This is a genomic window from Telluria beijingensis (assembly GCF_030770395.1).
Taxonomy (GTDB): Bacteria; Pseudomonadota; Gammaproteobacteria; order Burkholderiales; family Burkholderiaceae_D; genus Telluria; species Telluria beijingensis.
Window position 1 is genome coordinate 4,457,507 of record NZ_CP132480.1, and the last position, 25,798, is coordinate 4,483,304.

The 25,798-nt window shown below is 67.3% G+C and carries 23 protein-coding genes and 1 tRNA gene; 10 read left to right on the forward strand and 14 right to left on the reverse strand.

Annotated elements, in window-relative coordinates:
* Positions 1-8: 8 nt before the first annotated feature.
* Positions 9-623: a hypothetical protein gene (locus tag Q9246_RS19715; protein ID WP_306392401.1), complete on the reverse strand. Its 615-nt coding sequence runs from the start codon at positions 621-623 to the stop codon at positions 9-11.
* Between the two features lie 105 nt (positions 624-728).
* Between Q9246_RS19715 and Q9246_RS19720 the strand changes: the two genes are divergently transcribed.
* A tRNA-Pro gene (locus Q9246_RS19720) sits at positions 729-805 on the forward strand.
* 129 nt (positions 806-934) lie between these two features.
* Here the strand turns inward: Q9246_RS19720 and Q9246_RS19725 are convergent.
* From Q9246_RS19725 to Q9246_RS19780, 12 genes are all read right to left on the reverse strand, one after another.
* Positions 935-1,852 carry a hydroxymethylglutaryl-CoA lyase gene (locus tag Q9246_RS19725; protein WP_306392402.1) on the reverse strand — a complete coding sequence of 306 codons (918 nt, stop codon included), beginning with the start codon at positions 1,850-1,852 and terminating at the stop codon, positions 935-937.
* Position 1,853: 1 nt separating this feature from the next.
* Positions 1,854-2,783 (reverse strand): 2-hydroxyacid dehydrogenase, encoded by a 930-nt coding sequence (locus tag Q9246_RS19730; protein ID WP_306392403.1) that lies wholly within the window; start codon positions 2,781-2,783, stop codon positions 1,854-1,856.
* Between the two features lie 39 nt (positions 2,784-2,822).
* Positions 2,823-4,835 carry an acetyl/propionyl/methylcrotonyl-CoA carboxylase subunit alpha gene (locus Q9246_RS19735; RefSeq protein WP_306392404.1) on the reverse strand — a complete coding sequence of 671 codons (2,013 nt, stop codon included), beginning with the start codon at positions 4,833-4,835 and terminating at the stop codon, positions 2,823-2,825.
* A gap of 199 nt (positions 4,836-5,034) precedes the next feature.
* Complete coding sequence (gene bioB, locus Q9246_RS19740; protein ID WP_306398231.1) at positions 5,035-6,060, reverse strand: biotin synthase BioB; 1,026 nt, start codon at positions 6,058-6,060, stop codon at positions 5,035-5,037.
* Between the two features lie 19 nt (positions 6,061-6,079).
* Positions 6,080-6,907: a dethiobiotin synthase gene (bioD, locus tag Q9246_RS19745; protein WP_306392405.1), complete on the reverse strand. Its 828-nt coding sequence runs from the start codon at positions 6,905-6,907 to the stop codon at positions 6,080-6,082.
* A complete protein-coding gene (gene bioF / locus Q9246_RS19750; protein ID WP_306392406.1) occupies positions 6,904-8,091 on the reverse strand; it encodes an 8-amino-7-oxononanoate synthase in 1,188 nt (395 codons plus the stop codon). The genes bioD and bioF overlap by 4 nt, the downstream gene beginning before the upstream one ends.
* Before the next feature lies 1 nt (position 8,092).
* A complete protein-coding gene (gene bioA, locus Q9246_RS19755) occupies positions 8,093-9,433 on the reverse strand; it encodes an adenosylmethionine--8-amino-7-oxononanoate transaminase (protein WP_306392407.1) in 1,341 nt (446 codons plus the stop codon).
* A gap of 16 nt (positions 9,434-9,449) precedes the next feature.
* Positions 9,450-10,238, reverse strand: a complete 789-nt coding sequence (locus tag Q9246_RS19760) for an enoyl-CoA hydratase/isomerase family protein (RefSeq protein WP_306392408.1) — start codon at positions 10,236-10,238, stop codon at positions 9,450-9,452.
* 12 nt (positions 10,239-10,250) lie between these two features.
* On the reverse strand, positions 10,251-11,858 hold the full coding sequence (locus Q9246_RS19765) for a carboxyl transferase domain-containing protein (RefSeq protein WP_306392409.1): 1,608 nt from the start codon (positions 11,856-11,858) through the stop codon (positions 10,251-10,253).
* Positions 11,859-11,893: 35 nt separating this feature from the next.
* On the reverse strand, positions 11,894-12,346 hold the full coding sequence (locus tag Q9246_RS19770) for a YchJ family protein (protein WP_306392410.1): 453 nt from the start codon (positions 12,344-12,346) through the stop codon (positions 11,894-11,896).
* An 84-nt stretch (positions 12,347-12,430) separates the two neighbouring features.
* Positions 12,431-13,666, reverse strand: coding sequence for a D-amino acid dehydrogenase (locus Q9246_RS19775; protein WP_306392411.1), 1,236 nt, complete (start codon positions 13,664-13,666; stop codon positions 12,431-12,433).
* A 116-nt stretch (positions 13,667-13,782) separates the two neighbouring features.
* Entirely contained in the window at positions 13,783-15,072 is a 1,290-nt protein-coding gene (locus Q9246_RS19780) for a serine hydrolase domain-containing protein (protein WP_306392412.1), read from the reverse strand.
* Between the two features lie 127 nt (positions 15,073-15,199).
* Here Q9246_RS19780 and Q9246_RS19785 point away from each other — a divergent pair, with 127 nt between their 5' ends.
* From Q9246_RS19785 to Q9246_RS19825, 9 genes are all read left to right on the forward strand, one after another.
* Complete coding sequence (locus Q9246_RS19785; RefSeq protein WP_306392413.1) at positions 15,200-15,955, forward strand: GntR family transcriptional regulator; 756 nt, start codon at positions 15,200-15,202, stop codon at positions 15,953-15,955.
* Positions 15,956-16,049: 94 nt separating this feature from the next.
* Positions 16,050-16,928 carry an N-acetylmuramic acid 6-phosphate etherase gene (gene murQ / locus Q9246_RS19790; RefSeq protein WP_306392414.1) on the forward strand — a complete coding sequence of 293 codons (879 nt, stop codon included), beginning with the start codon at positions 16,050-16,052 and terminating at the stop codon, positions 16,926-16,928.
* A gap of 51 nt (positions 16,929-16,979) precedes the next feature.
* A complete protein-coding gene (locus tag Q9246_RS19795; protein ID WP_306392415.1) occupies positions 16,980-18,245 on the forward strand; it encodes an MFS transporter in 1,266 nt (421 codons plus the stop codon).
* A 6-nt stretch (positions 18,246-18,251) separates the two neighbouring features.
* A complete protein-coding gene (locus Q9246_RS19800) occupies positions 18,252-19,394 on the forward strand; it encodes an acyltransferase family protein (RefSeq protein ID WP_306392416.1) in 1,143 nt (380 codons plus the stop codon).
* A 33-nt stretch (positions 19,395-19,427) separates the two neighbouring features.
* Positions 19,428-21,011, forward strand: coding sequence for a glycoside hydrolase family 10-like protein (locus Q9246_RS19805; RefSeq protein ID WP_306392417.1), 1,584 nt, complete (start codon positions 19,428-19,430; stop codon positions 21,009-21,011).
* 18 nt (positions 21,012-21,029) lie between these two features.
* Positions 21,030-21,941 (forward strand): N-acetylglucosamine kinase, encoded by a 912-nt coding sequence (locus Q9246_RS19810; protein ID WP_306392418.1) that lies wholly within the window; start codon positions 21,030-21,032, stop codon positions 21,939-21,941.
* Positions 21,942-21,969: 28 nt separating this feature from the next.
* The gene (locus Q9246_RS19815) at positions 21,970-22,908 is read left to right on the forward strand and encodes an N-acetylmuramoyl-L-alanine amidase (protein WP_306392419.1); all 939 of its coding nucleotides are present in this window, start codon (positions 21,970-21,972) and stop codon (positions 22,906-22,908) included.
* 88 nt (positions 22,909-22,996) lie between these two features.
* Positions 22,997-23,896 carry a LysR family transcriptional regulator gene (locus tag Q9246_RS19820; protein WP_306392420.1) on the forward strand — a complete coding sequence of 300 codons (900 nt, stop codon included), beginning with the start codon at positions 22,997-22,999 and terminating at the stop codon, positions 23,894-23,896.
* Positions 23,897-24,508 carry a M15 family metallopeptidase gene (locus Q9246_RS19825; RefSeq protein ID WP_306392421.1) on the forward strand — a complete coding sequence of 204 codons (612 nt, stop codon included), beginning with the start codon at positions 23,897-23,899 and terminating at the stop codon, positions 24,506-24,508.
* Here Q9246_RS19825 and Q9246_RS19830 read toward each other — a convergent pair.
* Positions 24,503-25,639, reverse strand: coding sequence for a GGDEF domain-containing protein (locus Q9246_RS19830; RefSeq protein ID WP_306392422.1), 1,137 nt, complete (start codon positions 25,637-25,639; stop codon positions 24,503-24,505). The two genes, Q9246_RS19825 and Q9246_RS19830, sit on opposite strands and share 6 nt — an antisense overlap.
* Between the last annotated feature and the right edge of the window lie 159 nt (positions 25,640-25,798).

Below are 25,798 nucleotides of genomic sequence, written 5' to 3' on the forward strand. Positions count from 1 at the left end.
GCGTTCAGTCACCACTTGCACCCCGAATCCTTCTTGTCCATCAACAAATAGATCGGCGCCAGCAAGCCGCCCGGCACACCGTCCTTGCAATCGCGCCGTTTGGCTTCCCTGATCCCGCGCGCCAGCTTCGATTCGGTCTGCAACGCCGGCTCCGGGAATTGCGCCAGCGCCGTGCCTTCTTTCGACGGATCGCGCAGGTGGGCATTCGCGCGCGCGACCTGGCGCGCCGCGTTCATGTCGAATGTCGGCGCAGGTTGCGGTGTTTCTTCCTGTTGAACGACGAAGGGATCGGGTTCGGCGCTTGAACTGTCAGGCACCGCAATCAGAGCTTGCGACGGCGCTGGCCGCACCGCGCGTGGGGCAACGGGTTTGACGGGTACGATTGGCGCGGCCGGTGGGGTGCGTGCGACGGGCGGTTCGGGCGGCGGCGGCGGCGGAGCAGGCGGCGCGATCATGACGGAGATGACCGTGGCTTCGGCCGGCGCGATCTGCATGGTCCTGAAACTCGTGTCGCGATAGGCTGCCAGGAACAGGGCGTGTACCGCGATCGATACCGCAATGCCGATCACCATGCGGCGATTGCCGCTGCGCAGGCTGGCCGGCTCACTGTAACTTGGCGTCATATGCATGACATACATACCTCAACTTAACTTCAGAAAACTGCCAAATCGCTATTTTGCAACGAAAACTTGACCAGGTCACGCGAAACCGATATGATCTCGCTTCTTCGGAGTGTAGCGCAGCCCGGTAGCGCACCTGGTTTGGGACCAGGGGGTCCAAGGTTCGAATCCTTGTACTCCGACCAGCATTAAGAAAAAAGCCGACAACGTGAGTTGTCGGCTTTTTTCGTTGTGGGTTCGGTTTTCGTCGCGATGGGGTGAGGATAACCATCACCGCGTGGACGGCGGAGCCGTCCACCCTACGTGTCACGGAATTATCCGGTGCGCTTGGCGGCAATCGCATTGCCGGCGCGGCTGATGCTCTTGCGGCCCAGCTGCTGCGAGATGAACAGCCCGGCATCGACCACCTGGTCGAGATCGACGCCGGTCTCGATGCCCAGGCCCTGCATCAGGTACAGCACGTCCTCGGTCGCCACGTTGCCGGTCGCGCCCTTCGCATACGGGCAGCCCCCCAGGCCGGCCACCGAGGAGTGGAAGATCGCCACGCCGACCTCCATCGCCGCATAGATGTTGGCCAGCGCCTGGCCATAGGTGTCGTGGAAGTGGCCAGCGAGCTGGCCGATCGGGAATTCCTGCGCCGCGCGCAGCATCACGGCCTGGGTCTTGCGCGCGGTCGAGATGCCGATGGTGTCGGCGATGTCGATCTCGTCGCAGCCCAGGTCGCGCATGCGCGCCACGACGTCGCCGACGGCCTCCAGCGGCACGTCGCCCTGGTAGGGGCAGCCGAAGGCCGTGCTGATCGAGCCGCGCAGGCGCAGGCCGTGTTCCTTCGCCGCGCGCGCCACCGGTTCGAAGCGCACGATCGACTGGGCGATCGAGCAGTTGATGTTCTTTTGCGAGAAGGCTTCCGAGGCCGCGCCGAACACGACCACTTCGTCGGCGCCGCCGGCAAGGGCGACCTCGAAGCCCTGCATATTCGGCACCAGCGCCGAATAGATGGTGCCGGGACGGCGCTCGATGCGCGCCAGCACCTCGGCGCTGGTGGCCATCTGCGGCACCCACTTGGGCGAGACGAAGGCGGCCGCCTCGACGTTGACGAAGCCGGCGCGCGCCAGGCGCTCGACCAGTTCGACCTTGACGTCGGCGCTCAGCGCTTCCTTCTCGTTCTGCAGGCCGTCGCGCGGGCCGACTTCGACGATCTTCACTTTCGCGGGCAGGGCGGGTTGGGTCATGTCAGTATCCAAGTTGGCGGTCGACCAGGTCGGCGACCGGTTGGCCGTTCTCCAGCGCGTTCACCTTGTCGGCGATCTGGCGCACGGCGTCCTGGCGCATGGTGAGCGCCGAAATATGCGGGGTAAGATTGATCCGTGACTCATTCCAGAACGGATGCGGGGCCGGCAGCGGCTCGTGGCGGAACACGTCGAGCGTGGCGCCGGCGATGTGGCCGGAGCGGATCAGGGTCATCAGGTCGGGCTCGGCCAGGATGGCGCCGCGCGAGACGTTGATCAGGTAGGCGCCGGGCGCCAGCCTGCCCAGCCGGTGGCGGTCGAGCAGGTTGGTCGTGTCCGCGGTGAGCGGCAGCAGGCATACCAGCACCCGCGTGCCGTGCAGGAAGTCATCCAGCCCCTCCATGCCGGCATAGGTCGGCACGCCAGGGATGTCCTTCGGGCTGCGGCTCCAGCCGCGCACCGGAAAGCCGAAGTGGCGCATCGCCTCGACCACCGGCATGCCCAGGCGGCCCAGGCCCATGACGCCGATGCTGAACGACTCTTTCGGATGCTGGGGCAGCGGATTCCAGGCGCCGTGGCGCGCCTGCTGTTCGTATTCGTCGAAGCGCCGAAAATAGCGCAGCACGGCGTGCGCCACGTACTCGGCCATCTGCACGCCCATGCCGGCGTCGCCCAGGCGCACCAGTGGCACGCGCGGCAGCGCGTCGCCGAACTTGAGCACGGCGTCGACGCCGGCGCCCATCAGAAAGATCGCCTTGACCTCGTTCAGCTGCGCCAGCAGGCCGGGCGCCGGGTTCCACAATACCGCGTAATCGCAGGGGGCCAGCTGCTGGCCCTCCCTCCAGGTGACCGTCTCGACGCCTGGCATCACGGCCGAGAGCTCGCGCTCCCACGGCTCGATGACGCCATCGCCCCGGTACAGGACAATGCGCATGTCTCCCCCTCGGTTTGTCAGGGTGGTTGTTATGGTTTCTTATGCCGCCTTGAAGGCCAGCAGCGGCGCGCCATCCGCCACCTGGTCGCCGACCTGATACAGCACTTCTTCCACCAGGCCATCGCTCGGCGCGGCGATCGTGTGTTCCATCTTCATCGCTTCCATGATCACCAGCGGCTCGCCCTTCTTCACATCCTTGCCGGACTGGGCCAGCACCGCGACCACCTTGCCCGGCATCGGCGCCGTCAGGCGGCCGCCAGCAGCCTCAGTCTCGCCGGCATGTGCCATCGGGTCATTGTACGTCAGGGTGTGATGACGGCCGCCCGTAAATACGTGGAAGGCGTCGCCGTCGCGGCGCACGCAGCCGTGCAGGGCGGTCTCGCCCAGGCGCAGGGCGAGCTCGGCGCCGTCTTGCGATACCAGCTCGACGCGCTGGCGCTGGCTGTCCAGATCGATCTCCCAGCCCTGGTTGCGGTAGGTCAGGCCGATCCGGTAGTCGCCGTACTCGTCGGCGAAGGACAGGGTGCGGCGGTAGTCGCCATTCATGCGCCAGCCATGGGCCTGGCTCCATGGATCGGCGTCGTTGGCGGCGCCGTGCACGGTTTCGCTATCGCTCAGCGCGAGCGCGGCCAGGGCCAGTGCACCGAGCGGGGCCGGCGCCGGCGCCGGGAACAGGGCATCGTGGTTGCGCTCGATCAGGCCCGTATCCAGGTCGGCCGTCGAGAACGCCTCGCCCTCGACCAGGCGTTTCAGGAAGGCGATATTGGTGGCCAGGCCGACGATGCGGAACTCGCTCAGCGCCTGCGCCATGCGCGCCAGCGCCTGGGTGCGATCGGCGCCCCAGACGATCAGCTTGGCGATCATTGGATCGTAGAATGGCGAGATGGCGTCGCCCTCGCGTACGCCCGAGTCGACACGCACCGCGGCCGGATTCATCCCATCCGCGCCGAGCTCGAACGCCACCGCCCGCGGCACGTCCATATGGCGCAAGGTGCCGATCGACGGCAGGAAACCCTTCTCGGGATTCTCGGCATACACGCGCGCCTCGATGGCGTGGCCGTGGATGGCGAGTTCATGCTGTTTCTTCGGCAGCGGCTCGCCAAAGGCGACGCGCAACTGCCATTCGACCAGGTCGGTGCCGGTGATCATCTCGGTCACCGGATGCTCGACCTGCAGGCGGGTGTTCATCTCCATGAAGTAGAACGAGCCATCCTGGTTGGCGATGAATTCCACCGTGCCGGCGCCGACGTAGCCGACCGCGCGCGCGGCGTTCACTGCCGCTTCGCCCATGGCGGCGCGGCGGTCCTCCGGCATGCCCGGGGCCGGCGCTTCTTCCAGCACTTTCTGGTGGCGGCGCTGCACAGAGCAGTCGCGCTCGTGCAGGTAGACGCAGTTGCCGAGGCTGTCGGCGAATACCTGGATCTCGATGTGGCGTGGACGGATCAGGTATTTCTCGACCAGCACCTTGTCGTCGCCGAAGCTGCTGATCGCTTCGCGCTTGCACGAGGCCAGCGCGGCCTCGAAATCTTCCGAACGCTCGACCACGCGCATGCCCTTGCCGCCGCCGCCGGCGCTGGCCTTGAGCAGCACCGGATAGCCGATGCGGTCGGCCTGCTGGCGCAAGAACGCCGGATCCTGTTCGTCGCCGTGGTAGCCCGGCACCAGCGGCACGTTGGCGCCTTCCATCAGCTGCTTGGCGGCCGACTTCGATCCCATCGCGCGCATCGACGATGCCGGCGGGCCGATGAACACCAGGCCCGCGGCCTGCACCGCATCCGCGAACTCCGCGTTCTCGGACAGGAAGCCGTAGCCGGGGTGGATCGCCTGGGCGCCGGTGGCCTTGGCCACCTCGATGATCTTCGCACCGCGCAGGTAGCTGTCCTTGGCGGCCGCGGGGCCGATCAGGACTGCCTCATCGCATACCGCGACATGCATGGCGCCGGCGTCGGCTTCCGAGTACACGGCGACGGTACGGATACCCATGCGGCGCGCGGTGGCGGCAACACGGCAGGCGATTTCGCCACGGTTGGCGATGAGGATCTTGGTGAACATGCGCTTTATCTTTCGCTTATGGTTGTTCGGGATTTCGTATGTGTGGCCGTGTCTCTCCAGCCACATTGTTACCGTCCGACCCACCGTCGTTCCCGCGAAGGCGGGAACCCAAGTTTGCTGGCGCAGCAACTACGTTTGAAACGAGTGGCGACGCAACCGACTTGCGTTCCCGCCTCCGCGGGAACAACGTGGTGGTGTATCAGCAGCCGCAGGCTTCCTTCTGCACCGACTCCAGCGTGGCGGCGCGCGTCTTGAGGCCCAGCTTGGCCAGCAGTACGCGGTCGTCGTCGGCTTCCGGATTGTCGGTGGTGAGCAGCTTGTCGCCGTAGAAGATCGAGTTGGCGCCGGCCATGAAGCACATCGCCTGCACCGCTTCGCCCAGTTCGCGGCGGCCCGCCGACAGGCGCACGCGCGCCAGCGGCATGGTGATGCGCGCCACCGCGATGGTGCGCACGAATTCGATCGGGTCCAGCTTGTCCATGCCGTGCAGCGGCGTGCCTGCCACCTGCACCAGGTGGTTGACCGGCACCGATTCCGGATACGGATTCAGGTTCGCCAGCTGGGCGATCAGGCCGGCGCGCTGCTCGCGCGTCTCGCCCATGCCGACGATGCCGCCGCAGCAGACCTTCAGGCCCGCCTGGCGCACGCGGCCCAGCGTGTCCAGGCGATCCTGGTATTCGCGGGTCGAGATGACGTTGTTATAGAAATCCGGCGCGGTATCGATATTGTGGTTGTAGTAATCGAGGCCTGCCTTTTTCAGCTGCTCGGCCTGGCCGGCTTCGAGCATGCCCAGCGTGGCGCACGTCTCCATGCCCAGCGCCTTCACTTCGCGCACCATGGTCTCGACTTTTTCCATGTCGCGCTCTTTCGGGCTGCGCCAGGCCGCGCCCATGCAGAAGCGGGTCGCGCCGCTGGCCTTGGCCGCGCGCGCCGCATCCAGCACGGTGTCGATGTCGAGGATCTTCTTGGCTTCGACGCCGGTGTCGTAGCGCGCCGCCTGCGGGCAGTAGCCGCAGTCTTCCTCGCAGCCGCCGGTCTTGATCGACAGCAGGGTCGCCAGTTCGACGTCGCCGTCCGGGAAGTGCTCGCGGTGCAGGCTCGAGGCGCGGTGCATCAGTTCGGGGAACGGCAGCTCGAACAGCGCGAGCACGTCGGCCAGCGGCCAGGTCGCATTCTCCGCGGGCTTGATGGCGGCCGCTGGGCGGTGCAGGGCGATGGTGTTCATATCGGACATAGGGGTTCCTTCAGGACTTGCCTCGCGTGGACGGCCATCCCGGCAGTCCAGCGAGATCGATGAATTCGGCCGCCGCGGCGGCCGTCGGTGTGGGCAGGCGCGGCACGCGGCCCAGCAATGGCGCCGGGATGCGCTGTGCCAGCGCGTCTATATTTTCTTGTTCAAAGCGCATATCGGGATCGGCCGTGTTGGCGACCCAGCCGGCCAGCACCAGGCCGCGCGCCACGATCGCTTCGACCGTGAGCAGGGCGTGGCTGATGCAGCCCAGGCGCATGCCGACCACCAGGATCACCGGCAGGTTAAGTTGTGCGGCCAGGTCGGCGCTGTCGAAGCTATCGTTGAATGGTACACGGAAGCCGCCCACGCCCTCGACCACGACCGCATCGGACGCCGCCTGGATCTCGGCGAAGGCGGCGATGATCGGCGCCGATTCGATGGTGACGTTTTCCAGCGCGGCGGCGATGTGTGGCGCCGCCGGCTCGCGCAGCATGTACGGCGTGGTGATCGACGCGGGCAGGTGCACGTTGCCTGCCGCAATGAGCATGTCGGCGTCGTCGTTGTGCAGTTGTCCGTCGCGCAGCTCGGCGCCGGCGGCCACCGGCTTCATGCCGCAGGCGCGCACGCCGCTTGCCGCCAGCTTGTACAGGATGGCGCTCGACACCAGCGTCTTGCCGATCTCGGTGTCGGTGCCGGTGACGAAGCAGGCGAAGCGCGACGGCAGGTTGTCGATGGCGCGTGCCTCGAGTTCCGGCTCCAGCGCCGGCTCGTCGAGCTCGGCCTGCGGCAGCACGGGTGGCGGCGCGGCGATCGGGTCGTCGGTCTCGTTCAGGTTTTTCATGGTGCGGCCTTTTCCAGTCTGTTGAGCGCCTGCGCCAGTTGCGCGACGTCGTCGACGCCATGGGCGGCCGACAGGGTCACGCGCAGGCGCGCGGTGCCCGGCGCCACGGTCGGCGGGCGGATCGCCGGCACCCACAGGCCCTGTTCATGCAGGGCGGCGGAGGCGCGCAGCGCATCGTCGTTGCTGCCGATGATGACGGGCTGGATCGCGGTGCGCGATGTCGCCAGTTTCCAACGTTGGAAATCCAGCGATTCGCGCAACTGCCCGACCAGGCCCGCCAGGTGGGCGCGTCGTTGTGCGCCCTCAGCGCCGCCAATGATATCAAGGCTGGCGAGCAGGGCGTGTGCGAGCGCCGGCGCACAGGCCGTGGTGTAGATGTAGGGGCGGGCGCGCTGGATCATCAATTCGATCACGCTGGCATGCGCCGCGATGAAGGCGCCGCCGACGCCGGCCGCCTTGCCGAGCGTGCCCATATAGACGAGATTGGGCGAGCGCAGGCCGAAATGCTCGAGCGCGCCGCGGCCGTTCGCGCCCAGCACGCCGAAGCCGTGGGCATCGTCGACCACCAGCCAGGCGCCGTGGCGTTCGCAGACGGCCAGCAGTTGCGGCAGCGGCGCCAGGTTGCCGTCCATGCTGAACACGCTGTCGGTGACGACGATTTTCGTGGCGGCGCCGCTGGCCCGCAGTTGTGCCTCGAGCGCGTCGACATCGCCATGTGGGTAGACGGTGACGCCGGCCTTCGCCAGGCGGGCGCCGTCGATCAGCGAGGCGTGGTTCAGCGCCTCGGAAAAGATCATCGCGTCGGCATCCTGGCCCAGGGCGGTCAGGATCGCCAGGTTGGCCATGTAGCCGGTGCACAGCGTGAGCGCGCGCGCCTGTTCCAGGTGCGGCGCCATCCACTCGGCCAGGTGTTCTTCCAGCAGGTGGTGGGCGCGGCCGTGGCCGGAGACCAGGTGCGAGGCGCCGCTGCCGGCGCCATACATGGCGGCGCCTTCGCGCAGCGCCTCGATCACCTGCGGGTGGGCCGCCAGGCCGAGGTAGTCGTTGCTGCAGAAGGCGAGCAGTTCGCGGCCGTCCACGACCTGGCGCGGCGCGCAGGCGCCGTCGGTCACGCGGCGACGGCGCACCAGGCTGTGGGCGGCGAGCGTCGCCAGTTTGCGGTCGATGTCGGCGATCAGGTTCATGTCAGGCCGCGATCACCGACTCGAAGGTCTTGAGGGTGCGCGCGGCCAGGCTGGCGACGTCTTCTTCGTCCAGCACGTACGGCGGCATCAGGTAGACGGTGCGGCCGATCGGACGCAGCAGCAGTTCGTTCTCGACCGCGGTGCTGAAGAAACGGCGCGAGAAGGTCGAGGCGCGGTCCTTGTCCGGTTCGATGGCGTCGAACGCGAAGATCATGCCGCGCTGGCGGAAGTGGCGCGCGCGCTCGTGCTCGGCCAGCGGGGCGAGTGCGATCGTCATCTTCGTCGCCAGCTCGCGGTTGCGGTTCAATACATCGTCTTCTTCGAAGATGTCGAGCGTGGCCAGTGCCGCGCGGCAGGCCAGCGGGTTGCCGGTGTAGGAATGCGAGTGCAGGAAGCCGCGCGTGATGTCTTCGCTGTAGAAGGCCTGGTAGATGTCGTCGCGGGTGAGCACCAGCGACAGCGGCAGGTAGCCGCCGCTGATGCCTTTCGACAGGCACAGAAAGTCAGGCCAGATGCCAGCCTGCTCGCAGGCGAAGAAGGTGCCGGTGCGCCCGCAGCCGACCGCGATCTCGTCGGCGATCAGGTGCACGTGGTGCTGGTCGCACAGGTCGCGTAGAAGCTTGAGGTAGAGCGGGTCGTACATCGCCATGCCGGTCGCGCACTGCACCAGCGGCTCCACGATGATGGCGGCGATTTTCTCGCCACGCTGCTCGAACAATTCCTTCACTTCCAGGATCGCGCGGCGCGCCACGTCCTGGGCGGTTTCACCCTCGGCCGCGTTGCGCGCGTCCGGCGCGATGACCACATGCGAGGCGCGCAGCAGCGGGCCATAGGCGTCCTTGAACAGCGGCACATCGGTGACGCCGAGCGCGCCGAGCGTCTCGCCGTGGTAGCTGCCCTGCAGGCACACGAATTCCTGCTTGGCCGGGAAGCCGGCGTTGCGCCAATAGTGGAAACTCATCTTCATCGCGATCTCGACCGCCGATGCGCCATCCGACGCGAAGGTGGCATGGCCCAGCGCGTGACCGGTCAGCTTCGACAGGCGCTCGGCCAGTTCGACCACCGGCGCGTGCGTGAAACCGGCCAGCATCGCGTGTTCGAGCTTGTCCAGCTGGTCCTTCAGCGCCGCGTTGATGCGCGGGTTCGCATGGCCGAACATGTTCACCCACCACGAGCTGATGCCGTCCAGGTAGCGCTTGCCGTCGTAGTCAACCAGCCACGGACCCTGGCCATGGCTGACCGCGATCAGCGGCACCTCCTCGTGGTGCTGCATCTGGGTGCAGGGATGCCATACGCTGCGCAGGCTGCGCGCGATCCACTCGGAGGAGGTCGATTGAGTCACTTCAGGGTTCCAATTTCTATGAGTTCAGCCAGGTCGGCTTGCGTTTTTCGAGGAAGGAGGCCACGCCTTCGCGTCCTTCCAGCGAGGCGCGGATGGCGGCGATGCGGCCCGCGGTGTCCCCCAGCAGCGCATCGTCGACCGGCTGGCCGACGATCTCGCGCACCAGCGTCTTGGCTTCCTTGACGGCGTTCGGGCTGTTGTTGACCAGGGCCTTGGCGATGCCGGCGGTCGTGGCGTCCAGCGCATCCGCGGCCACGACCTCGTGCGCGAAGCCGATGCGGCGCGCTTCCAGCGCATCGAAGCGCTCGGCGGTCATAAAGTAACGGCGCGCGGCCTGCTCGCCTATGGCCTTGATCACATAAGGCGAGATGGTAGCCGGAATCAGGCCGAGCTTCACTTCGGACAGGCAGAATCCGGCGGTATCGACGGCTACCACGATGTCGCAGGCCGCCACCAGGCCCATGCCGCCGGCGTAGCAATCGCCCTGCACCTTGGCCACCGTGGGCTTCGGGCACAGGTAGATCGTGCGCAGCATGTCGGCCAGGCGCAGCGCGTCGTCATGGTTTTCTTCATGCGAGTAGCCGGCCATCTTCTTCATCCAGTTCAGGTCGGCGCCGGCGCAGAAGGCCGGCCCGTTCGCCGCCAGGACGATGGCGCGCACCATCTCGTTGCGGCCCAACTCGTCGAAGGCCAGCGCCAGTTCGGCGATCGTGTGTTCGTTGAAGGCGTTGCGCAGCTCGGGGCGGTCGAGGGTGACGGTGGCCACCTTGTCGGCGATCGCGATGGTGAGGGTTTGATAATCCATTCCTGATTTCCCTTACATGCGGAACACGCCGAACTTCGTGTCCTCGATCGGCTTGTTCATGGCGGCGGACAGGCCCAGGCCCAGCACCATGCGCGTGTCGCGCGGATCGATCACGCCATCGTCCCACAGGCGCGCACTGGCGTAATAAGGGTGGCCCTGGTGCTCGTACTGGTCCTTGATCGGCTGCTTGAACGCGGCTTCTTCTTCGGGCGACCACTGGCCGCCCTTGGCTTCGATGCCGTCGCGCTTGACCGTGGCCAGGACCGATGCTGCTTGATCTCCGCCCATCACCGAGATGCGCGCATTTGGCCACATCCACAGGAAGCGCGGAGAGAAGGCGCGGCCGCACATGCCGTAGTTGCCGGCGCCAAAAGAGCCGCCGATGATGACGGTGAACTTCGGCACCGAGGCGGTGGCGACGGCGGTTACCATCTTGGCGCCGTTGCGGGCGATGCCTTCGTTTTCGTACTTGCGACCGACCATGAAGCCGGTGATGTTCTGCAGGAAGACCAGTGGAATCTTGCGCTGGCAGCACAGTTCGATGAAGTGGGCGCCCTTCAGTGCCGACTCCGAGAACAGGATGCCGTTGTTGGCGATGATGCCGACCTTCATGCCGTAGATGTGGGCGAAGCCGCACACCAGGGTGGTGCCGTAGCGCGCCTTGAATTCGTCGAAGTCGCTGTTGTCCACGACGCGCGCGATCACTTCGCGCACGTCGAACGGCTTGCGGGTATCGACCGGGATCACGCCATACAGTTCTTCCGGCGCATATTTAGGCTCGACGGAGTCGCGCAGCGCACCCTGCACCGGCTTGACCCGGTTCAGGTTCGACACGATGGTGCGCGCCAGCGCCAGCGCGTGCGGATCGTTCTGGGCCAGGTGGTCGGCCACGCCCGACAGGCGGGTGTGGACGTCGCCGCCGCCCAGGTCTTCGGCGCTGACCACTTCGCCGGTCGCCGCCTTCACCAGCGGCGGGCCGCCGAGGAAGATCGTGCCCTGTTCCTTGACGATGATCGATTCGTCGCTCATCGCCGGCACATAGGCGCCGCCGGCGGTGCACGAGCCCATCACGACTGCGATCTGCGGGATGCCCTTGGCGGACAGGTTGGCCTGGTTGTAGAAGATGCGGCCGAAATGGTCGCGGTCGGGGAACACGTCGTCCTGGTTCGGCAGGTTGGCGCCGCCAGAGTCGACCAGGTAGATGCAGGGCAGGTTGTTCTGTTCGGCGATCTCCTGCGCGCGCAGGTGTTTTTTCACCGTCATCGGGTAATAGGTGCCGCCCTTGACGGTGGCGTCGTTACAGACGATCACGCATTCCTGGCCCGCGACGCGGCCGATGCCGGTGATGATGCCGGCGCTCGGCGCGGCGCCGTCATACATCTCGTAGGCGGCCAGCTGGGAGAATTCGAGGAAGGGCGTGCCCGGATCGAGCAGGTGTTCGACGCGCTCGCGCGGCAGCAGCTTGCCGCGTGCAACATGCTTGGCGCAGGCCGCCTCGCCACCGCCTTGCGCCAGCTGCGCGACGCGCGCGCGCAAGTCGTCCACCACCGCCTGCATCGCGGCAGCGTTGGTCTTGAAGTCCTCGCCGCGCGGGTTCAGTTTGCTCTCGATCTGGGGCATGTGCCGTCCTCTTGTCTCGTCCGCCTCTCCAGCGGTCACTTCTTGTCAGGGAAACTGCCGTCCAGGTAGAACCAGCGAAGTGCGCCGTCGGGGCCGGGCTCGCGCACGAAGCGGCTGACTTCGTGCAGGCGGTGTGCGCGGCCGCCCACCTTGAAGCGGGCGACGAATTCGACAGTGTCACGGTTCGGGTCTGGCCCTGGATCGTCCGACAATTCTGCTTTACGTTGACGTAAACGTAAAGTAGTTTTTATCTCGAGTCCGAGCCAGCGCATGGGCTCGGTGTCATCGATGATGGCTTCCTGCGGGCGGGTGCTGGGATGCCAGGTGGCAACTAAATACGGCTCATCCTTGAGCGTGAACGCGGTATACCTCGAGCGCATCAGGGTTTCAGCGGTCGGCGGTAGGGCCGCGCCGGAGAGGAACGGGCCGCAGCAGCGCTCGAACGCAGGGCCGCCGCAGGGGCAGGGAGAGGCGGGACGGGTGGACATGGCGGCAATTATCCGCGATTTTGCCAACACCGGTCATGCGGGATGCATGGCCGGCAACCCCGTTAAATATGTGTTAACGACGGATCAGTGACGCAGCGTCAACCCATCCAGCCCGAACGGCGGCGCCTTCCCCTGCACCAGGTCGGCCAGCAGCGCCGCCGTCCCGCAGGCGAAGGTAAACCCCAGCGGCCCATGCCCGACATTCAGCCACAGATTGTCATATTGCGTAGCCCCGACGATCGGCGCGCTGCTGGGTGTCGCCGGCCGCAATCCCGCCCACACCGATACCTGCGAATAATCCGCCGCGCGCGGCATGGTCTCGCGCACCTGGCGCGTCAGGCCCTCGACCCGCTTCGGATCGTGGCGCAGGTCTTCGCCCACCATGTCGACCATCGCCGCCACCCGCAGCCGGTCGCCGATGCGCGCATACAGCACCTTGCGCTCGAAGTCGGTGACGCTGATCTCGGGCGCCACGTCGTCCTGGCGGATCGGGGCGGACAGGCTGTAGCCCTTGAGCGGGTACAGGGGCAGGTGGATGCCGATCGTGTCGGCCAGGTCGCGGCTCTGGATGCCGGCCGCCAGCACGTAGGCGTCCGCCGTGAGCAGGCCGTCGGCGGTCTCGACGCCGCGGACGCGGCCACGCTCGGCGTACAGCCCGCGCGCCTCGCCATGCACGAAGCCGCGAAAGCGCGGATGCGCGCGCAGGCGTTCGGCCAGCGCCATGCAGAAGGCGTGGCAGTCGGCCACCGCCTCGCCGGCGTTGTAGATGCCGCCGGCCAGCAGGTGCTGGCTGGCCGCCAGCGCCGGTTCGCGCGCGCCGCATTCCTCGGGCGACCAGACCTGGCCGGCGCCGGGTTTCCGGGCGGCCGCCTCGAACACCTCGCGCGAGCGGTAGACCACCAGCTTGCCGGCATCGCGCCAGTGGAAGGATTCGGGCGGCACCACGGGTTCGAGCTGCTGCATCGAGCGGCGCGACAGTTCGCCCAGTTCGAGCAGCTTGGCCGTGGTGCGGCGGTTGACGTCGGCCCGGCAGTGGGCCAGGAAGCTGGCCAGCCAGCGGTATTGGCGCAGGTCGGCCTCTGGCTTGAAGCGCAGCGGACCATCGGCCTGGAACAGCCATTTGACGGCCTTGAGCGGGATGCCCTCGTCGGCCAGCGGCGACACGTAGCGGTAGCTGAGCTGGCCGCCGTTGCCGTAGCTGGCGCCGCTGCCGACTTCCGGCGCGCGTTCCAGCAGGGTCACGCCATAGCCGGCTTCCACCAGCCACCAGGCCGAGGCCAGGCCGACGACGCCGCCGCCGATCACGATGATGTGCTGCATGCCAGACTCGTTTGTTCAGATAGGGGAATGGAGCTTAGAGGCTGTACCGACAGGCCGCCAATGAATGGTGGACGAACAGTCATAACCGGCAGATATGCACGCATTTGCGGGGCCGTTCAGGCAGGTTGGCCGAGGATGGCGCGCCGGTGGACGAGGGCCAGCACGCGTTCCTCATAGCGCGCCAGGGACGAGTCGCGGCCCGGATTCGCGCCTGGATCGCGCGCGCTGCCGCCGGCCAGCACCACGATGCCGTTGCCATTGCTGCGATCCATGGCGAAGATCGAGCGCAGGCCGTAGGCGTCGCCCAGGTGGCCGACCGCGTCGAAGCCGGGCGTGAGCCACATGCCGGGACGGTCGGGATAATGGGCGTTGCCGAACCCGCGCGGGCTGAGGATGCTGCCCAGCGGGTTGCCGTTGCCGCCTACACCATCGTAGGCCCAGTGGCGCGCGAACATCCGCTCGATCGTATCTTGCCGCAGCAGGCGCTGGCCCTCGTGGACGCCGCCCGCCATCAGCATGCGCATGATGACGCCGAGACCGCGCGCCGAGATGCGCAGGCCGCCGGTGGGGCTGAACGGCGTGGCGTTGGTGCCGGGGATGTAGCCGGCCAGGCCGGGCGGCGGCTGGATGCCGGGAGCGTCGACCTGGGCGATCCACGGCCCATCCGGGCGCCACTCTTCGCTGTCCACCGCGCGCTTGCGGTAGATGGTGGCCAGCCGGTCCTGCGCCGCGCGCGGCAGTTCGGACGGGTTGTAGCCGGCCTGCAGGCCGAGCGGCTGCAACAGCAGGCGCGCCATCTGGCGGTCGAAGCGTTCGCCCGTGACGCGCTCCATGACCGTGCCGATCAGGCCGAAGCCCAGGTTACAGTAGCTGTAATAGCCGCCGTCGGGGCCGGCGTGGTTCGACCAGGCCGGCCGCACGTCCTTCAATGCCGTCGTGGCCGGCCAGAAGTAGCCGCCGTCGTCGCGCAGCGACGAGGTATGCAGCAGCAGGTGGCGCAGCGTGATCGGCTGCGCCGGGAAATACGGATTGCGCAGGCTGAAGCCGAGGTAGCCGGAGACGTCGGCCTCGAGATCGAGCTTGCCGCTTTCCACCAGGCGCATCAGGCCGAGCGTGGTCACCAGCTTGGAGATCGAGGCGATGCGGTACAGGGTATCGGGCGTGGCCGGGCGGTCGGGGGCGATCGTGCGGCGGCCGAACGCGCCTTCGTACACCGGCCGGCCCGCGCGCACGGCCAGCACCGACAGGCTGGCCAGCGGGAAAGCCGGATCGTCCACGATGGCAGCCAGTTCGGCGTCGAGCGTGGGGGCCGCGGCGCCGCCGGACGCCGGCGGCATCGCCGCGAACAGCGGTTCCATCGCGCCCAGCATGAGCATGCCGAGCAGGGATCGCCTGCCGTGATTCATGTCCGTCTTCCTTTTTTATTGTGTTTGCCGGATCAGCATACGGACAGCCCGAAACCCTTGCCTAATGAATAGCCGTGGGGAAGTCATAACTCTTTTGTATTGGTCTCAAGTGGTATGCTTCCACGGTATGAATACCCCCGGTCCCGGATTCCAGGTCAACCTGGACGATAATTCTCCCCTGTACATGCAGCTGGCGCGCAAGCTGGCGCAGGACGTGCGCGACGGCCGCTACCAGGCCGACCAGGCGCTGCCCTCCGAGCGCATGCTGTCCGAACAGCTCGACGTCTCGCGCGTCACCGCGCGCAAGGCGATCGACCAGCTGGTCGAGCAGGGCCTGGTGGTGCGCCGGCGCGGCTCGGGCAACTACATCGCGCCGCGCATCGAGCAGCCGCTGTCCAACCTGTCGAGCTTTTCGGAGCAGCTGCAGCAGCGCGGCTATACCCCGCGCTCGGAATGGCTGCGGCGCGAAGTGGTCGTGGCCGACGCCGACCAGCAGCTGTCGCTCGGCCTGTCGCCCGGTTCGCGGGTGGCGCGCCTCGAACGCCTGCGCCTGGCCGACGACATCGTGATGGCCTATGAGGTCAGCCTGATCCCGGCCGCCGTGCTGCCGCGTCCCGGTGACGTGGCCGCTTCGCTGTACGCCCACCTGGGCAAGAGCGGCCACCTGCCGGTGCGCGCGCTGCAGCACATCCGCGCCATGAATGCCGACGCCGAACTGGCGGCGCGCCTCGGCGTGCCCGAAGGCCGGGCGGTGCTGTTCATCACCCGCATCGGCTACCTGGAGTCGGGCGAGCCGGTCGAGCTGACCCATTCCTACTGCCGCAGCGACCACTATGATTTCGTGGCCGAACTGCGGCGCCCTGCGCCGGGTACACCCGCATAACCTTCCGGCATGGCGGCGGCCGATCCTTTCATGGGATGGCTTGCCGAATTGGTATTACACTGGTTTTATTAAAACTCCACCCCGAGACATGGCGATGCTCAATACCGAAACCCCTTCCCAGGCGCACGCCGCCCTCGACCAATACCCCACCACCGAACTGGTCAACGTCTTCGTCGACGACCAGTTGCAGGCCGTCGAGGCGGTGCGCAATGCCGCGCCGCGCATCGCCGCCGCCGTCACCGCCGCGCTGCCGCGCATGGAAGCGGGCGGGCGCCTGATCTACGTGGGCGCCGGCACCTCGGGCCGCCTCGGGGTGCTCGACAGCGTCGAGCTGTACCCGACCTTCTCCTGGCCGCATGGCCGCGCGGTGGCGCTGCTGGCCGGCGGCAGCGACGCGATGTTCGTCGCGGTCGAAGGGGCGGAAGACGATTTCGAGCAGGGTGGGGCCGACCTGCAGGGCGTGAACGTGGGGCCGGACGACGTGGTGCTGGCGATCGCCGCATCGGGCGGCACGCCATATGTGCTGGGCGCGATCAAGGCCGCGCGCGCGGCCGGCGCCCTGACCGTGGGCTTCGCCAATAACCCGGATGCGCCGGTCACGCAGGAAGCCGAGATCGGCGTCACCCTCGACACCGGCCCCGAGGTCGTCTCGGGCAGCACCCGCCTGAAAGCCGGCACCTCGCAAAAGATCGCCCTGAACACCTTCTCGAGCGCGCTGATGGTCCGTTTGAACAAGGTCTACGGCAACCTGATGGTAGACTTGAAGGCTACCAATGCCAAACTGGTAAGGCGCGCGATCCGCCTGACCAGCTTCGCCACCGGCGCCGACGAGGACGCCGCGCGGGCGGTGCTGGAGCAATGCGGATTCCACGTCAAGACGGCCATCGTGGCCTTGTCCAAACAAACCAGTGTCGAGCAGGCGCAAGCGCTGCTGGAAGCGGCGCGCGGCAGCGTGCGCCAGGCGCTCGCGTAAAGCGCCATTCCGACAGTCCTGGCCTTCACGGCGCACCAGATGTCACGAGACATGCAAAAACCGCAAGCAAGCCGCCCCTGGCTGTGGGTGCCGTCCCTGTACTTCGCCCAGGCCATCCCCTACGTCGTGGTGATGAACCTGACCGTCATCATGTACAAGGACATGGGGATTTCGAATTCCGACATCGCCTTCTATACCAGCCTGCTGTACCTGCCGTGGGTGATCAAGCCGCTGTGGTCGCCCATCGTCGACATGTTCGGCACCAAGCGCCGCTGGACCGTGCTGCTGCAGGTGGCGGTCGGCGCCTCGCTGATCGCGGTCGGCACCGTGCTGCACACGCCCGCCTTCTTTGCCGTCAGCCTGGCCGTCATGTGGATCATGGCGTTCAGCTCGGCCACCCACGACATCTCGGCCGACGGCTTCTACATGCTCGGCCTGCGCCAGCAGCAGCAGGCCGCCTTCGTCGGCGTGCGCAGCACCTTCTACCGCCTGGCGACCCTGGTCGGGCAAGGCCCGCTGGTGGTGCTGGCCGGCTACCTGGCGGTCAGCCTGGGCGACGTTCGGCAAGCCTGGTCGATCGTGTTCTACGTGCTGGCCGGGATCTTCTTCGCCGCCTTCGCCTGGCACCAGTTCGTGCTGCCGTTGCCGCCGGACGACAAGCCCGTCCCGACCAGCAACAACCCGCTGCGCGACTTCTTCGGCACTTTCGCCGCCTTCTTCAAAAAGCGCGACATCTGGATGATCGTCGCTTTCATTTTGACTTTCCGCCTGGGCGAAGCCCAATTGCTCAAGCTGGTGGCGCCGTTCCTGAAGGACCCGGTCAGCGCAGGCGGCCTGGGACTCACCACCGCCGAATACGGCATCGCCTACGGCACGGTCGGCATCATCGCCCTGACCCTGGGCGGCCTGGCCGGCGGCTGGCTGATCTCGCGCCTGGGCTTGAAACGCTGCCTGTGGCTGATGGTGTTCGCGATCCACCTGCCGGACCTGGTATTCGTCTACCTGTCGCAGACGCAGCCGACCGATCTCGTGACCGTCTCCGCCTTCCTGGCGCTGGAGCAGTTCGGCTACGGCTTCGGCTTCACCGCGATGATGATGTACATGATCATGGTGGCCGACGGTCCCAATAAAACCGCGCACTATGCGATCTGCACCGGCCTGATGGCGCTCGGCATGATGGTGCCGGGCATGTGGAGCGGCGACCTGCAGGAATACCTGGGCTACAAGCACTTCTTCATCTGGACCTGCCTGGCGACGATCCCCGCCTTCATCGTGGCGGCGCTGGTGAAGATCGATCCCGAGTTCGGGAAAAAATAAGAGGCCATGAACGACGCACCGGTGCGCCTGACATCGCTCGACGCCTTCCGCGGCTTCACCATCGCCGCGATGGTGCTCGTGAATAATCCGGGCGACTGGGGCCACCTGCATGCGCAACTGGCGCATGCGGCCTGGCATGGGTGGACGTTCACCGACACCATTTTCCCGTTCTTTTTGTTCATCGGCGGCGTCGCGATGGCGCTGTCGCTGGGCCGCCTCGCGGCTGCCGGCGCGGACAAGCCGCAGCTTCTCATCAAGCTGGCCAAGCGCGCCGCGCTCATCTTCCTGATCGGCTTCCTGCTCAACCTGGTCCCGCGCTTCGACTTCGAGAGCGTGCGGATTCCTGGCGTGCTGCAGCGGATCGCCCTGTGCACAATGCTGGCGGCGCCGCTGGTGGTCTACCTGACGTGGCGCGGCCAGGCGGTCGCGATCTTCGTGCTGCTGGCGCTGTACAGCGTCCTGATGCTGCTGGTGCCGGTGCCCGGCATCGGCGCAGGCAGGCTGGAACCGGGCCAGGACTTCGGCGCCTGGATCGACCGCGCGCTGATGGACGGCCACCTGTGGGTGGCGGCCAAGACCTGGGACCCGGAAGGCCTGGTCTCGACCTTGCCTGCCGTATGCAGCCTGCTGTTCGGCGTGCTGGCCGGCCGTTTGCTGTTGTCCACACTGGCGCGCACCGAGCAGGTCGTGTGGCTGATGCTGGCAGGCCTGGCCTGCCTGGCGCTGGGTTCCACGCTCGACGCCATCCTCATGCCGATCAATAAAAGCCTGTGGACGCCGTCGTTCTGCCTGCTCATGACTGGCTGGGCCCTGCTGGCCTTCGGCGCCAGCTACTGGCTGCTGGATGCGGCGCCGTCACCCGCGCTGCGCGCGCGCATGGCGCGCCTGAGTACACCTTTCGTCATCTATGGCATGAACGCGCTGTTCATCTTCGCGCTGTCGGGCTTCGTCGCCAAGATGCTCGGTTTTATCAAGATCACGCAAGCGGACGGCAGCCAGCTCGCGCTCGGCGGCGTCCTGTACGCGCCGTTCGCGGCGCTGCCGCTGGACCCGCGCAACACCTCATTACTGTACGCCATCGCCTTCAATGCCTGCATGTTCGCCATCGCCTGGTGGATGTGGCGCCGGCGGTGGTTCGTCAAAGTCTGAACCGAATACAAAGGAGCCATCTTGCTTCCCAAAATGAACAAACGCGCTTTCACGCTCGGCCTGGCGAGCGCCTTCGCCCTCGGCGGCCTGCTGTCCGGCTGCGGCACGCAGACCCGCATCGTACCGGTCGCCGAAACCAGCGGCGGCGACGATCCGCCGGCGGCGCCGCGCGAACTGCGCGCGGCCTGGGTCTCGACCGTTGCCAATATCGACTGGCCCAGCAAACCCGGCCTGTCGTCCGCGAAGCAGCAGCAGGAAGCCATCGCCATCCTCGACCGCGCCAAGTCCCTGAACCTGAACGCGATCGTGCTGCAGGTGCGTCCGTCGGCCGACGCCATCTATCCATCGAAGATCGAGCCCTGGACCGAGTACCTGAGCGGCGTGCAGGGCAAGGCGCCGATGCCGGCCTACGATCCCCTGAAATTCTGGATCGACCAGGCGCATGCGCGCGGCCTCGAGCTGCATGCCTGGTTCAACCCCTACCGCGCGCGCATGGACGCGGCGCGCTCGCAGTCGGCGCCGAACCACATCACCAACACCAATCCGGACATCGTCAAGCGCTACGGCAAATTCATGTGGATGGACCCGGGCGAGCCGGCCGCAGTCAAGCAGACCATGGACGTGATCCTCGACGTCGTGCGCCGCTACGACATCGACGGCGTGCACATCGACGACTACTTCTACCCTTACCCGATCGAGGCCACGCCGACGGTGGCCGGTAATGCCGCCGCGCTGGATGGCCGCACGGCCAAGGCCGAGCTGGACTTCCCCGACGATCCGGCCTGGCAGCGCTACCTGACGAGCGGCGGCCAGCTCGAGCGCGCCGACTGGCGGCGCGACAACGTGAATCGCCTGATCGAAGCCATGTACAAGGGCATCCACGCCGAAAAGAGCTGGGTGCGCTTCGGCATCAGTCCCTTCGGCCTGGGCCGCCCGGACCGCCGCCCGCCCGGCATCGTCGGCTTCTCGCAATACGACAAGCTGTATGCCGACGCCGAGCTGTGGCTCGAGAAGGGCTGGCTCGACTACTTCGTGCCGCAGCTGTACTGGCCGATCAAGGCGCCGGCCCAGGCCTACGACGTGCTGCTCGATTACTGGATCGGCCAGAACCCGATGGGCCGCCACATCTGGCCGGGCCTGTTCACCAGCCGCATCGGCGCGCCGACTCGCGACTACCAGCCGGACGAAGTGCTGCAGCAGGTGAGCGTGACCCGTTCGCGTCCGCTAGCCACCGGCCACATCCACTTCAGCATGGTGGCCCTGATGCAGAACCGCAAGGGCATCAGCGACCAGTTGCGCGCCAGCCGCTATACGGGCCAGGCGCTGGTGCCGGCCACGCCGTGGCTCAGCAGCGGACGTCCCGGCACGCCGACGATCAAGGCCGCCCGTGGCGCCAGGTCGGTCGACCTGACCCTGAAGGCAGGCAAGGACAATTCCCTGTACGCGATCTGGGCCCGCCACGGCGGCGAATGGCGTTTCGCCGTGGCGCCCGCGGTGCGCGCGACCTGGACGGTGTCGGACGACGAGCGCCTCGGCCCGGCGGAGGTCGTGGTGGTCAGTGCGATCGACCGCCTCGGCAACGAGGGCGAGCGCGTACGTGTGTGGTCGAAACCATAATGCGGGTAGCATCTCGGTATGCCGACTGATCAAGACAACTTGCGTGGCGTAGGCCTGGGCATCGACGCCGGTGGCACCCGCACCCGCTGGGCGCTGGCCGCGCCCGGCGGCGCGATCCTGGCTGAAGGGACGGTGGCGGGCCTGTCCGCCCTGCAGATGGCCACGCCCCACGGCCGCGAAGCCGTGCGCGCCACCTTCGAGACGCTGGCGGCGGCGGTATTGCAGCATGCGAATCCGGTGCGGGTGCAGGCCGGCCTGACCGGCTTCGGCGGCGATGGCGAACTGCTGCAGGGCTGGCTAGCCGCCCTGCTGGGCGTGGCGCCGAGCGCGGTGGTCCTGTGCAACGACATCGAGATCGCCTACCGCGCCAGCTTCCAGCCCGGCGAAGGTTATCTGGTATATGCCGGCACCGGCTCGATCGGCGCCTTCATCGATGAAGACGGCGTGTTCCACCGCGCCGGCGGCCGCGGCGTGGTGCTGGACGATGGCGGCGGCGGTTTCTGGATCGCGCGCGAGGCGCTGCGCCATATCTGGCGCAACGAAGACGAACAACCCGGCCGCTGGCAGGCCTCGCCGATGGCGCATGCGGTGTTCGGGCACATCGGCGGCCCCGAGTGGGACCAGTCGCGCCACTTCATCTACCAGAACGAACGCGGGACGGTCGGCAAGCTGGCGCTGGCGGTCGCCGCCAGTGCCGACAGCGATCCGGCGGCGCATGCCATCCTGGTCGACGCCGGGCGCGAGCTGGCGCGGCTGGCGCTGGCCTTGATCGCGCGTTTCGGACCGCGTCCGGTGGCGCTGACCGGCCGCGCCGCCGAACTGCATCCCGTGATCGCCGATACCATGCACGCCGCCTTGCCGCCCGGCGTTGCATTCAACCAGACCCGCCAGCTGGCCCACCACGCCGCCGCGCGGCTGGCGCTGACCTGAACAACAAGAATCCACCCAGGAGAACACCATGAAATCGATCGCCGCGATCCTCGCCCTTGCCGCACTGGCGGGCTGCTCCACCACCCCGCGCTACGACACCACCTATACCGCCCAGGGCCAGTCGAGCCGTGCGCGCTTCCTGGTGCTGCACTACACGGTCGCCAACACGCCCGCCTCGATCAAGATCTTGACCCAGCAGCAGGTCAGCTCGCACTACCTGCTGACCGACGAGGCGACGCCGAAGATCTACCGCCTGGTGGACGAGAACCGCTCCGCCTGGCATGCCGGTAACTCGAGCTGGAAGAACTACACGCAGCTGAACAACAGCTCGATCGGCATCGAGATCGTCAACGCCGGCTGGAAGGACACCCCGCAGGGCCGCGTCTACGCGCCGTTCCCGCAGGCGCAGGTGGACGCCCTGGTTCCGCTGGTGAAAGACATCATCCAGCGCCACGGCATCGCGCCCGAGAACGTGCTGGGCCACAGCGATATCGCACCGCTGCGCAAGCAGGACCCGGGGCCGCAATTCCCGTGGCAGCGCCTGGCCCAGGAGGGCCTGGTGCTGTGGCCGGACGCCACCCGCGTGGCGGCCGTGCGCCCGGCCTTCGACGCCCTGTTGCCCGACGTCGGCTGGTTCCAGCGCAAGCTGGCCATGCACGGCTTCGGCATTGTCCAGAGCGGCGTGTACGACGAAGCGACCCGCACCACGCTGGCCGCCTTCCAGATGAAATACCGTCCGCTGGACATCGCCGGCAATCCGGATGCCGAGACGGCATCGCTGCTCGAAGTGCTGACCACGCCGGCCGGCACGCCGCCGCCGCCGATGCCGGTGATTCCGGCGCAGCCAGTGCTGCCTTCGGCCCCGGCGCCAACCGCGGAACCGCTGCCCGGCGCGCTGGAAAACATCCCGCCGACCGCGCCGGTACCGGCGCCCGTGCCCGCCGTGCCACCCGTGAACACGCCGTGACCCATCGCCGTAGGGTGAATTTCGCGGTATCCTTCGCCCATCCGCCCCGTGCGTATGCGGGGCGGGTTTTCTACTGAAGGATGAAGCGATGCGTCTGCGTCATATCGAGGTGTTCCATGCCATCATGCAGGTCGGCACCATCAGCGGCGCCGCCCAGGTGCTGCATATCTCCCAACCGGCGGTGACCAAGGTGCTGCAGCATGCCGAGCTGCAGCTGGGCATGCCGCTGTTCGAGCGCGTGCGCGGCAAGCTGTACCCCAAGCCCGAGGCGCACCGCCTGTTCGCCGAGACCGAAAAACTCAACCGCGACCTGCAGGGCATCCGCCGCCTGGCCGCCAGCCTCAAGGGCCGCGCGGTCGAGACCGTGCGCCTGGTGTCGACGCCGACCATCGCGGTCAGCGTGCTGCCGGACGGGATGACCGCCTGGCGCCGCGACTTCCCCGAAACGCGTTGCGAACTCGCCACCCATCACACGAGCGAGATCGTCAACGCGCTGCGCCTGGGCGAAGCCGACCTGGCCCTGTCGCTGCAGGACCCGCGCCACCCCAGCATCGTCGCCGAGCCGATCGCCCACGGCCTCTTGACCGTGATGGCCCCGGCCGGCACCTGGAGCGAAGAAGCGTGCAAGAAGCCGATCTCGGCCGAGGACCTGAGCGGCGAATTGATCGGCCTGGCCGACCGCGATCCGCTGGGCGAGATGGTGATCGCGGCCTGCGAGGCGCAGGGCGTGCAGCCGGTGTTCCGCACCGTGGTGCAGACTTACCAGATCGCCCGCTCGCTGGTGGAGGCCGGCGCCGGCACGGCCATCCTCGACCCGTTCACCGCCGCCTCGGCGGCCTCGAACCGGGTGCAGTGCCGCCAGTGGTCGCCGTCGATTCCGGTGCACCTGTTCCTGCTCACCGCCAGCCATTCTCCCCTGTCGCACGGGGCGCGCGAGCTGGCCAACTGCATCGGCGCGAGCGCGCGCGCCTGTCTCGACCACAAGTAAATGAACCTTACCCTCGCCAGCGAGGACGTCGCCGCCAGCCCCGACTTTCGTCATTTGAGCAGCATCGCCGGCATCCGGGTCGACCTGCGCTACGCCACGCCCAATAACTTCGTCGGGCGCGACCTGTATTCGCCGTACGACTGCGCCTGGCTGCACGTGGAGGCGGCGCAGGCGCTGGAGCGCGTAGTGGCCTGGCTCGCCGCGCGCCGCCCCGACCTGACCCCGCTGGTGCTGGACGCCCTGCGGCCGCAGCGCGTGCAGCAGCAACTGTGGGATGCGCTCGAGGGCACCGAGCTGCGGCTCTACCTGGCCAATCCGGCGCGCGGCTCGATCCATTCCTATGGCATGGCGCTGGATCTCACGCTGGTCGATGCCGACGGCGTCGAGCTGGACATGGGCACCGGCTTCGACGACATGACGGAGCTGTCGCATCCGGCGCTGGAAGACGGTTTTGTAGCGGCCGGGAGCCTGGGCGAACAGCAGCTGGCCAACCGCCGCCTGCTGCGCGCGGCGATGCTGCAGGCCGGCTTCGTGGGCATCAATACCGAGTGGTGGCACTTCGATTGCGGCGACCGCGAGCTGGTGCGCGCCACCTTCCGCCGCGTGCTATAGCGCCACTTCGGCCGACTCGACCCGGTTGCGGCCATTGCGCTTGGCCGCGTACAGCTGCTTGTCGGCCGCCACGATCAGGTCGGGCAGGGTGATGCGCAGGTCCTGGCTGGAGAAATCGAAGGCGGCCACGCCGAAGCTGGCGCTGGTCGGCACCGGCTCGCCGTCGACCGTGAACGAGCTGGCGGCGAACGCTTCGCGCAGGCGTTCGGCCAGCGCGGTCGCCCCCGGCAGTGCGGTCACCGGTAGGATCAGCAGGAATTCCTCGCCGCCGTAGCGCACCACCGCATCGACGCCCTGGCGCGTCATCCGCTGCAGCAGGGTGGCGAAGCCCTGGATCACGTTGTCGCCCTGGTGGTGGCCGAAGGTGTCGTTGATGTGCTTGAAGTGGTCGATATCGCACAGCACCACCGAGACCGGGTGGCCGAAGCGCCGCGCCCGCGCCAGCTCGGCGCCCATCAAGTGGTCGTTCAAGTAGTGGCGGTTGTAGCAGCCGGTGAGCTGGTCGCGCTCGGCGAGCCGCTTGAGCTGGGTCTGCAGGCGGAATTCCTCGCGCGCCACCCGGTTGAAGCGGCGCGCCGCCAGGATGCCGAAGGTATTGATCATCGCCAGCAGCATGCCCATCGTGAGCAGGTCGGCCATGGGCCGCGGCGGCAGCATGAAGTGCACCAGTGCCAGGAACACGATCACGCCGCCGCTGGCGACCAGGGTGGCGTAGGCCAGCCGGTTCGGGATGTACAGGTAGATCACGACCTGGATCACCACCATCGACAGCGCATGCCAGTGCACCTCGTTCGGCCGCGCCAGCGCCACCACCATGAAGCAGGCCAGCGACAGGATTTCCGCGCTCGACGCGGCCAGCCGCGTGCCGCGTACCGACAGCGGACGGCGATAGGCCAGCCAGGCGCCGGTGCCGCCGATCAGCGCCACGCCCAGGCGCGCCGGCAGGGTTTCGCGCAGCGCGGTGTGTAGCCCCAGCGCCGCGATATCGGTCAGGAAGAACAACTGGAAGAACACAACGCAGAACATCAGCGTGAAGCCGAGCATCGCGCGCGTGCGGGGCAACTGGCTGGCGAGGAATTCGGACTCGTCCGCGGCGCGCGCGAATTCTCCGGTCAGGGGATGGAATTTCATGGATGTCAGGGCGGCCATTCTGGACGGTAGGCGCGTCCTGCGGAGGCGGAAACCGGGAGCGAGGGACACGCTCCGTCCGCTATTGTGTCAGCTTTTGCTATCGAAAACTAACGAATTATAGTAATTCGACAGTTACCTTATCTTAATAGCAAGTGACGT

What these genes read in the sequence shown, in the direction of transcription:
- bioD (WP_306392405.1), bottom strand. Translation starts at nt 6,907, where the DNA reads ATGAAAAACCTGAACGAGACCGACGACCCGATCGCCGCGCCGCCACCC.
- Q9246_RS19830 (WP_306392422.1), bottom strand. Translation starts at nt 25,639, where the DNA reads ATGAAATTCCATCCCCTGACCGGAGAATTCGCGCGCGCCGCGGACGAG.
- Q9246_RS19765 (WP_306392409.1), bottom strand. Translation starts at nt 11,858, where the DNA reads ATGCCCCAGATCGAGAGCAAACTGAACCCGCGCGGCGAGGACTTCAAG.
- Q9246_RS19805 (WP_306392417.1), top strand. Translation starts at nt 19,428, where the DNA reads ATGAACAAACGCGCTTTCACGCTCGGCCTGGCGAGCGCCTTCGCCCTC.
- Q9246_RS19760 (WP_306392408.1), bottom strand. Translation starts at nt 10,238, where the DNA reads ATGGATTATCAAACCCTCACCATCGCGATCGCCGACAAGGTGGCCACC.
- Q9246_RS19825 (WP_306392421.1), top strand. Translation starts at nt 23,897, where the DNA reads ATGAACCTTACCCTCGCCAGCGAGGACGTCGCCGCCAGCCCCGACTTT.
- Q9246_RS19735 (WP_306392404.1), bottom strand. Translation starts at nt 4,835, where the DNA reads ATGTTCACCAAGATCCTCATCGCCAACCGTGGCGAAATCGCCTGCCGT.
- bioF (WP_306392406.1), bottom strand. Translation starts at nt 8,091, where the DNA reads ATGAACCTGATCGCCGACATCGACCGCAAACTGGCGACGCTCGCCGCC.
- Q9246_RS19810 (WP_306392418.1), top strand. Translation starts at nt 21,030, where the DNA reads ATGCCGACTGATCAAGACAACTTGCGTGGCGTAGGCCTGGGCATCGAC.
- Q9246_RS19770 (WP_306392410.1), bottom strand. Translation starts at nt 12,346, where the DNA reads ATGTCCACCCGTCCCGCCTCTCCCTGCCCCTGCGGCGGCCCTGCGTTC.
- Q9246_RS19820 (WP_306392420.1), top strand. Translation starts at nt 22,997, where the DNA reads ATGCGTCTGCGTCATATCGAGGTGTTCCATGCCATCATGCAGGTCGGC.
- bioB (WP_306398231.1), bottom strand. Translation starts at nt 6,060, where the DNA reads ATGAACACCATCGCCCTGCACCGCCCAGCGGCCGCCATCAAGCCCGCG.
- murQ (WP_306392414.1), top strand. Translation starts at nt 16,050, where the DNA reads ATGCTCAATACCGAAACCCCTTCCCAGGCGCACGCCGCCCTCGACCAA.
- Q9246_RS19780 (WP_306392412.1), bottom strand. Translation starts at nt 15,072, where the DNA reads ATGAATCACGGCAGGCGATCCCTGCTCGGCATGCTCATGCTGGGCGCG.
- Q9246_RS19795 (WP_306392415.1), top strand. Translation starts at nt 16,980, where the DNA reads ATGCAAAAACCGCAAGCAAGCCGCCCCTGGCTGTGGGTGCCGTCCCTG.
- Q9246_RS19725 (WP_306392402.1), bottom strand. Translation starts at nt 1,852, where the DNA reads ATGACCCAACCCGCCCTGCCCGCGAAAGTGAAGATCGTCGAAGTCGGC.
- Q9246_RS19775 (WP_306392411.1), bottom strand. Translation starts at nt 13,666, where the DNA reads ATGCAGCACATCATCGTGATCGGCGGCGGCGTCGTCGGCCTGGCCTCG.
- Q9246_RS19785 (WP_306392413.1), top strand. Translation starts at nt 15,200, where the DNA reads ATGAATACCCCCGGTCCCGGATTCCAGGTCAACCTGGACGATAATTCT.
- Q9246_RS19730 (WP_306392403.1), bottom strand. Translation starts at nt 2,783, where the DNA reads ATGCGCATTGTCCTGTACCGGGGCGATGGCGTCATCGAGCCGTGGGAG.
- Q9246_RS19800 (WP_306392416.1), top strand. Translation starts at nt 18,252, where the DNA reads ATGAACGACGCACCGGTGCGCCTGACATCGCTCGACGCCTTCCGCGGC.
- Q9246_RS19815 (WP_306392419.1), top strand. Translation starts at nt 21,970, where the DNA reads ATGAAATCGATCGCCGCGATCCTCGCCCTTGCCGCACTGGCGGGCTGC.
- Q9246_RS19715 (WP_306392401.1), bottom strand. Translation starts at nt 623, where the DNA reads ATGACGCCAAGTTACAGTGAGCCGGCCAGCCTGCGCAGCGGCAATCGC.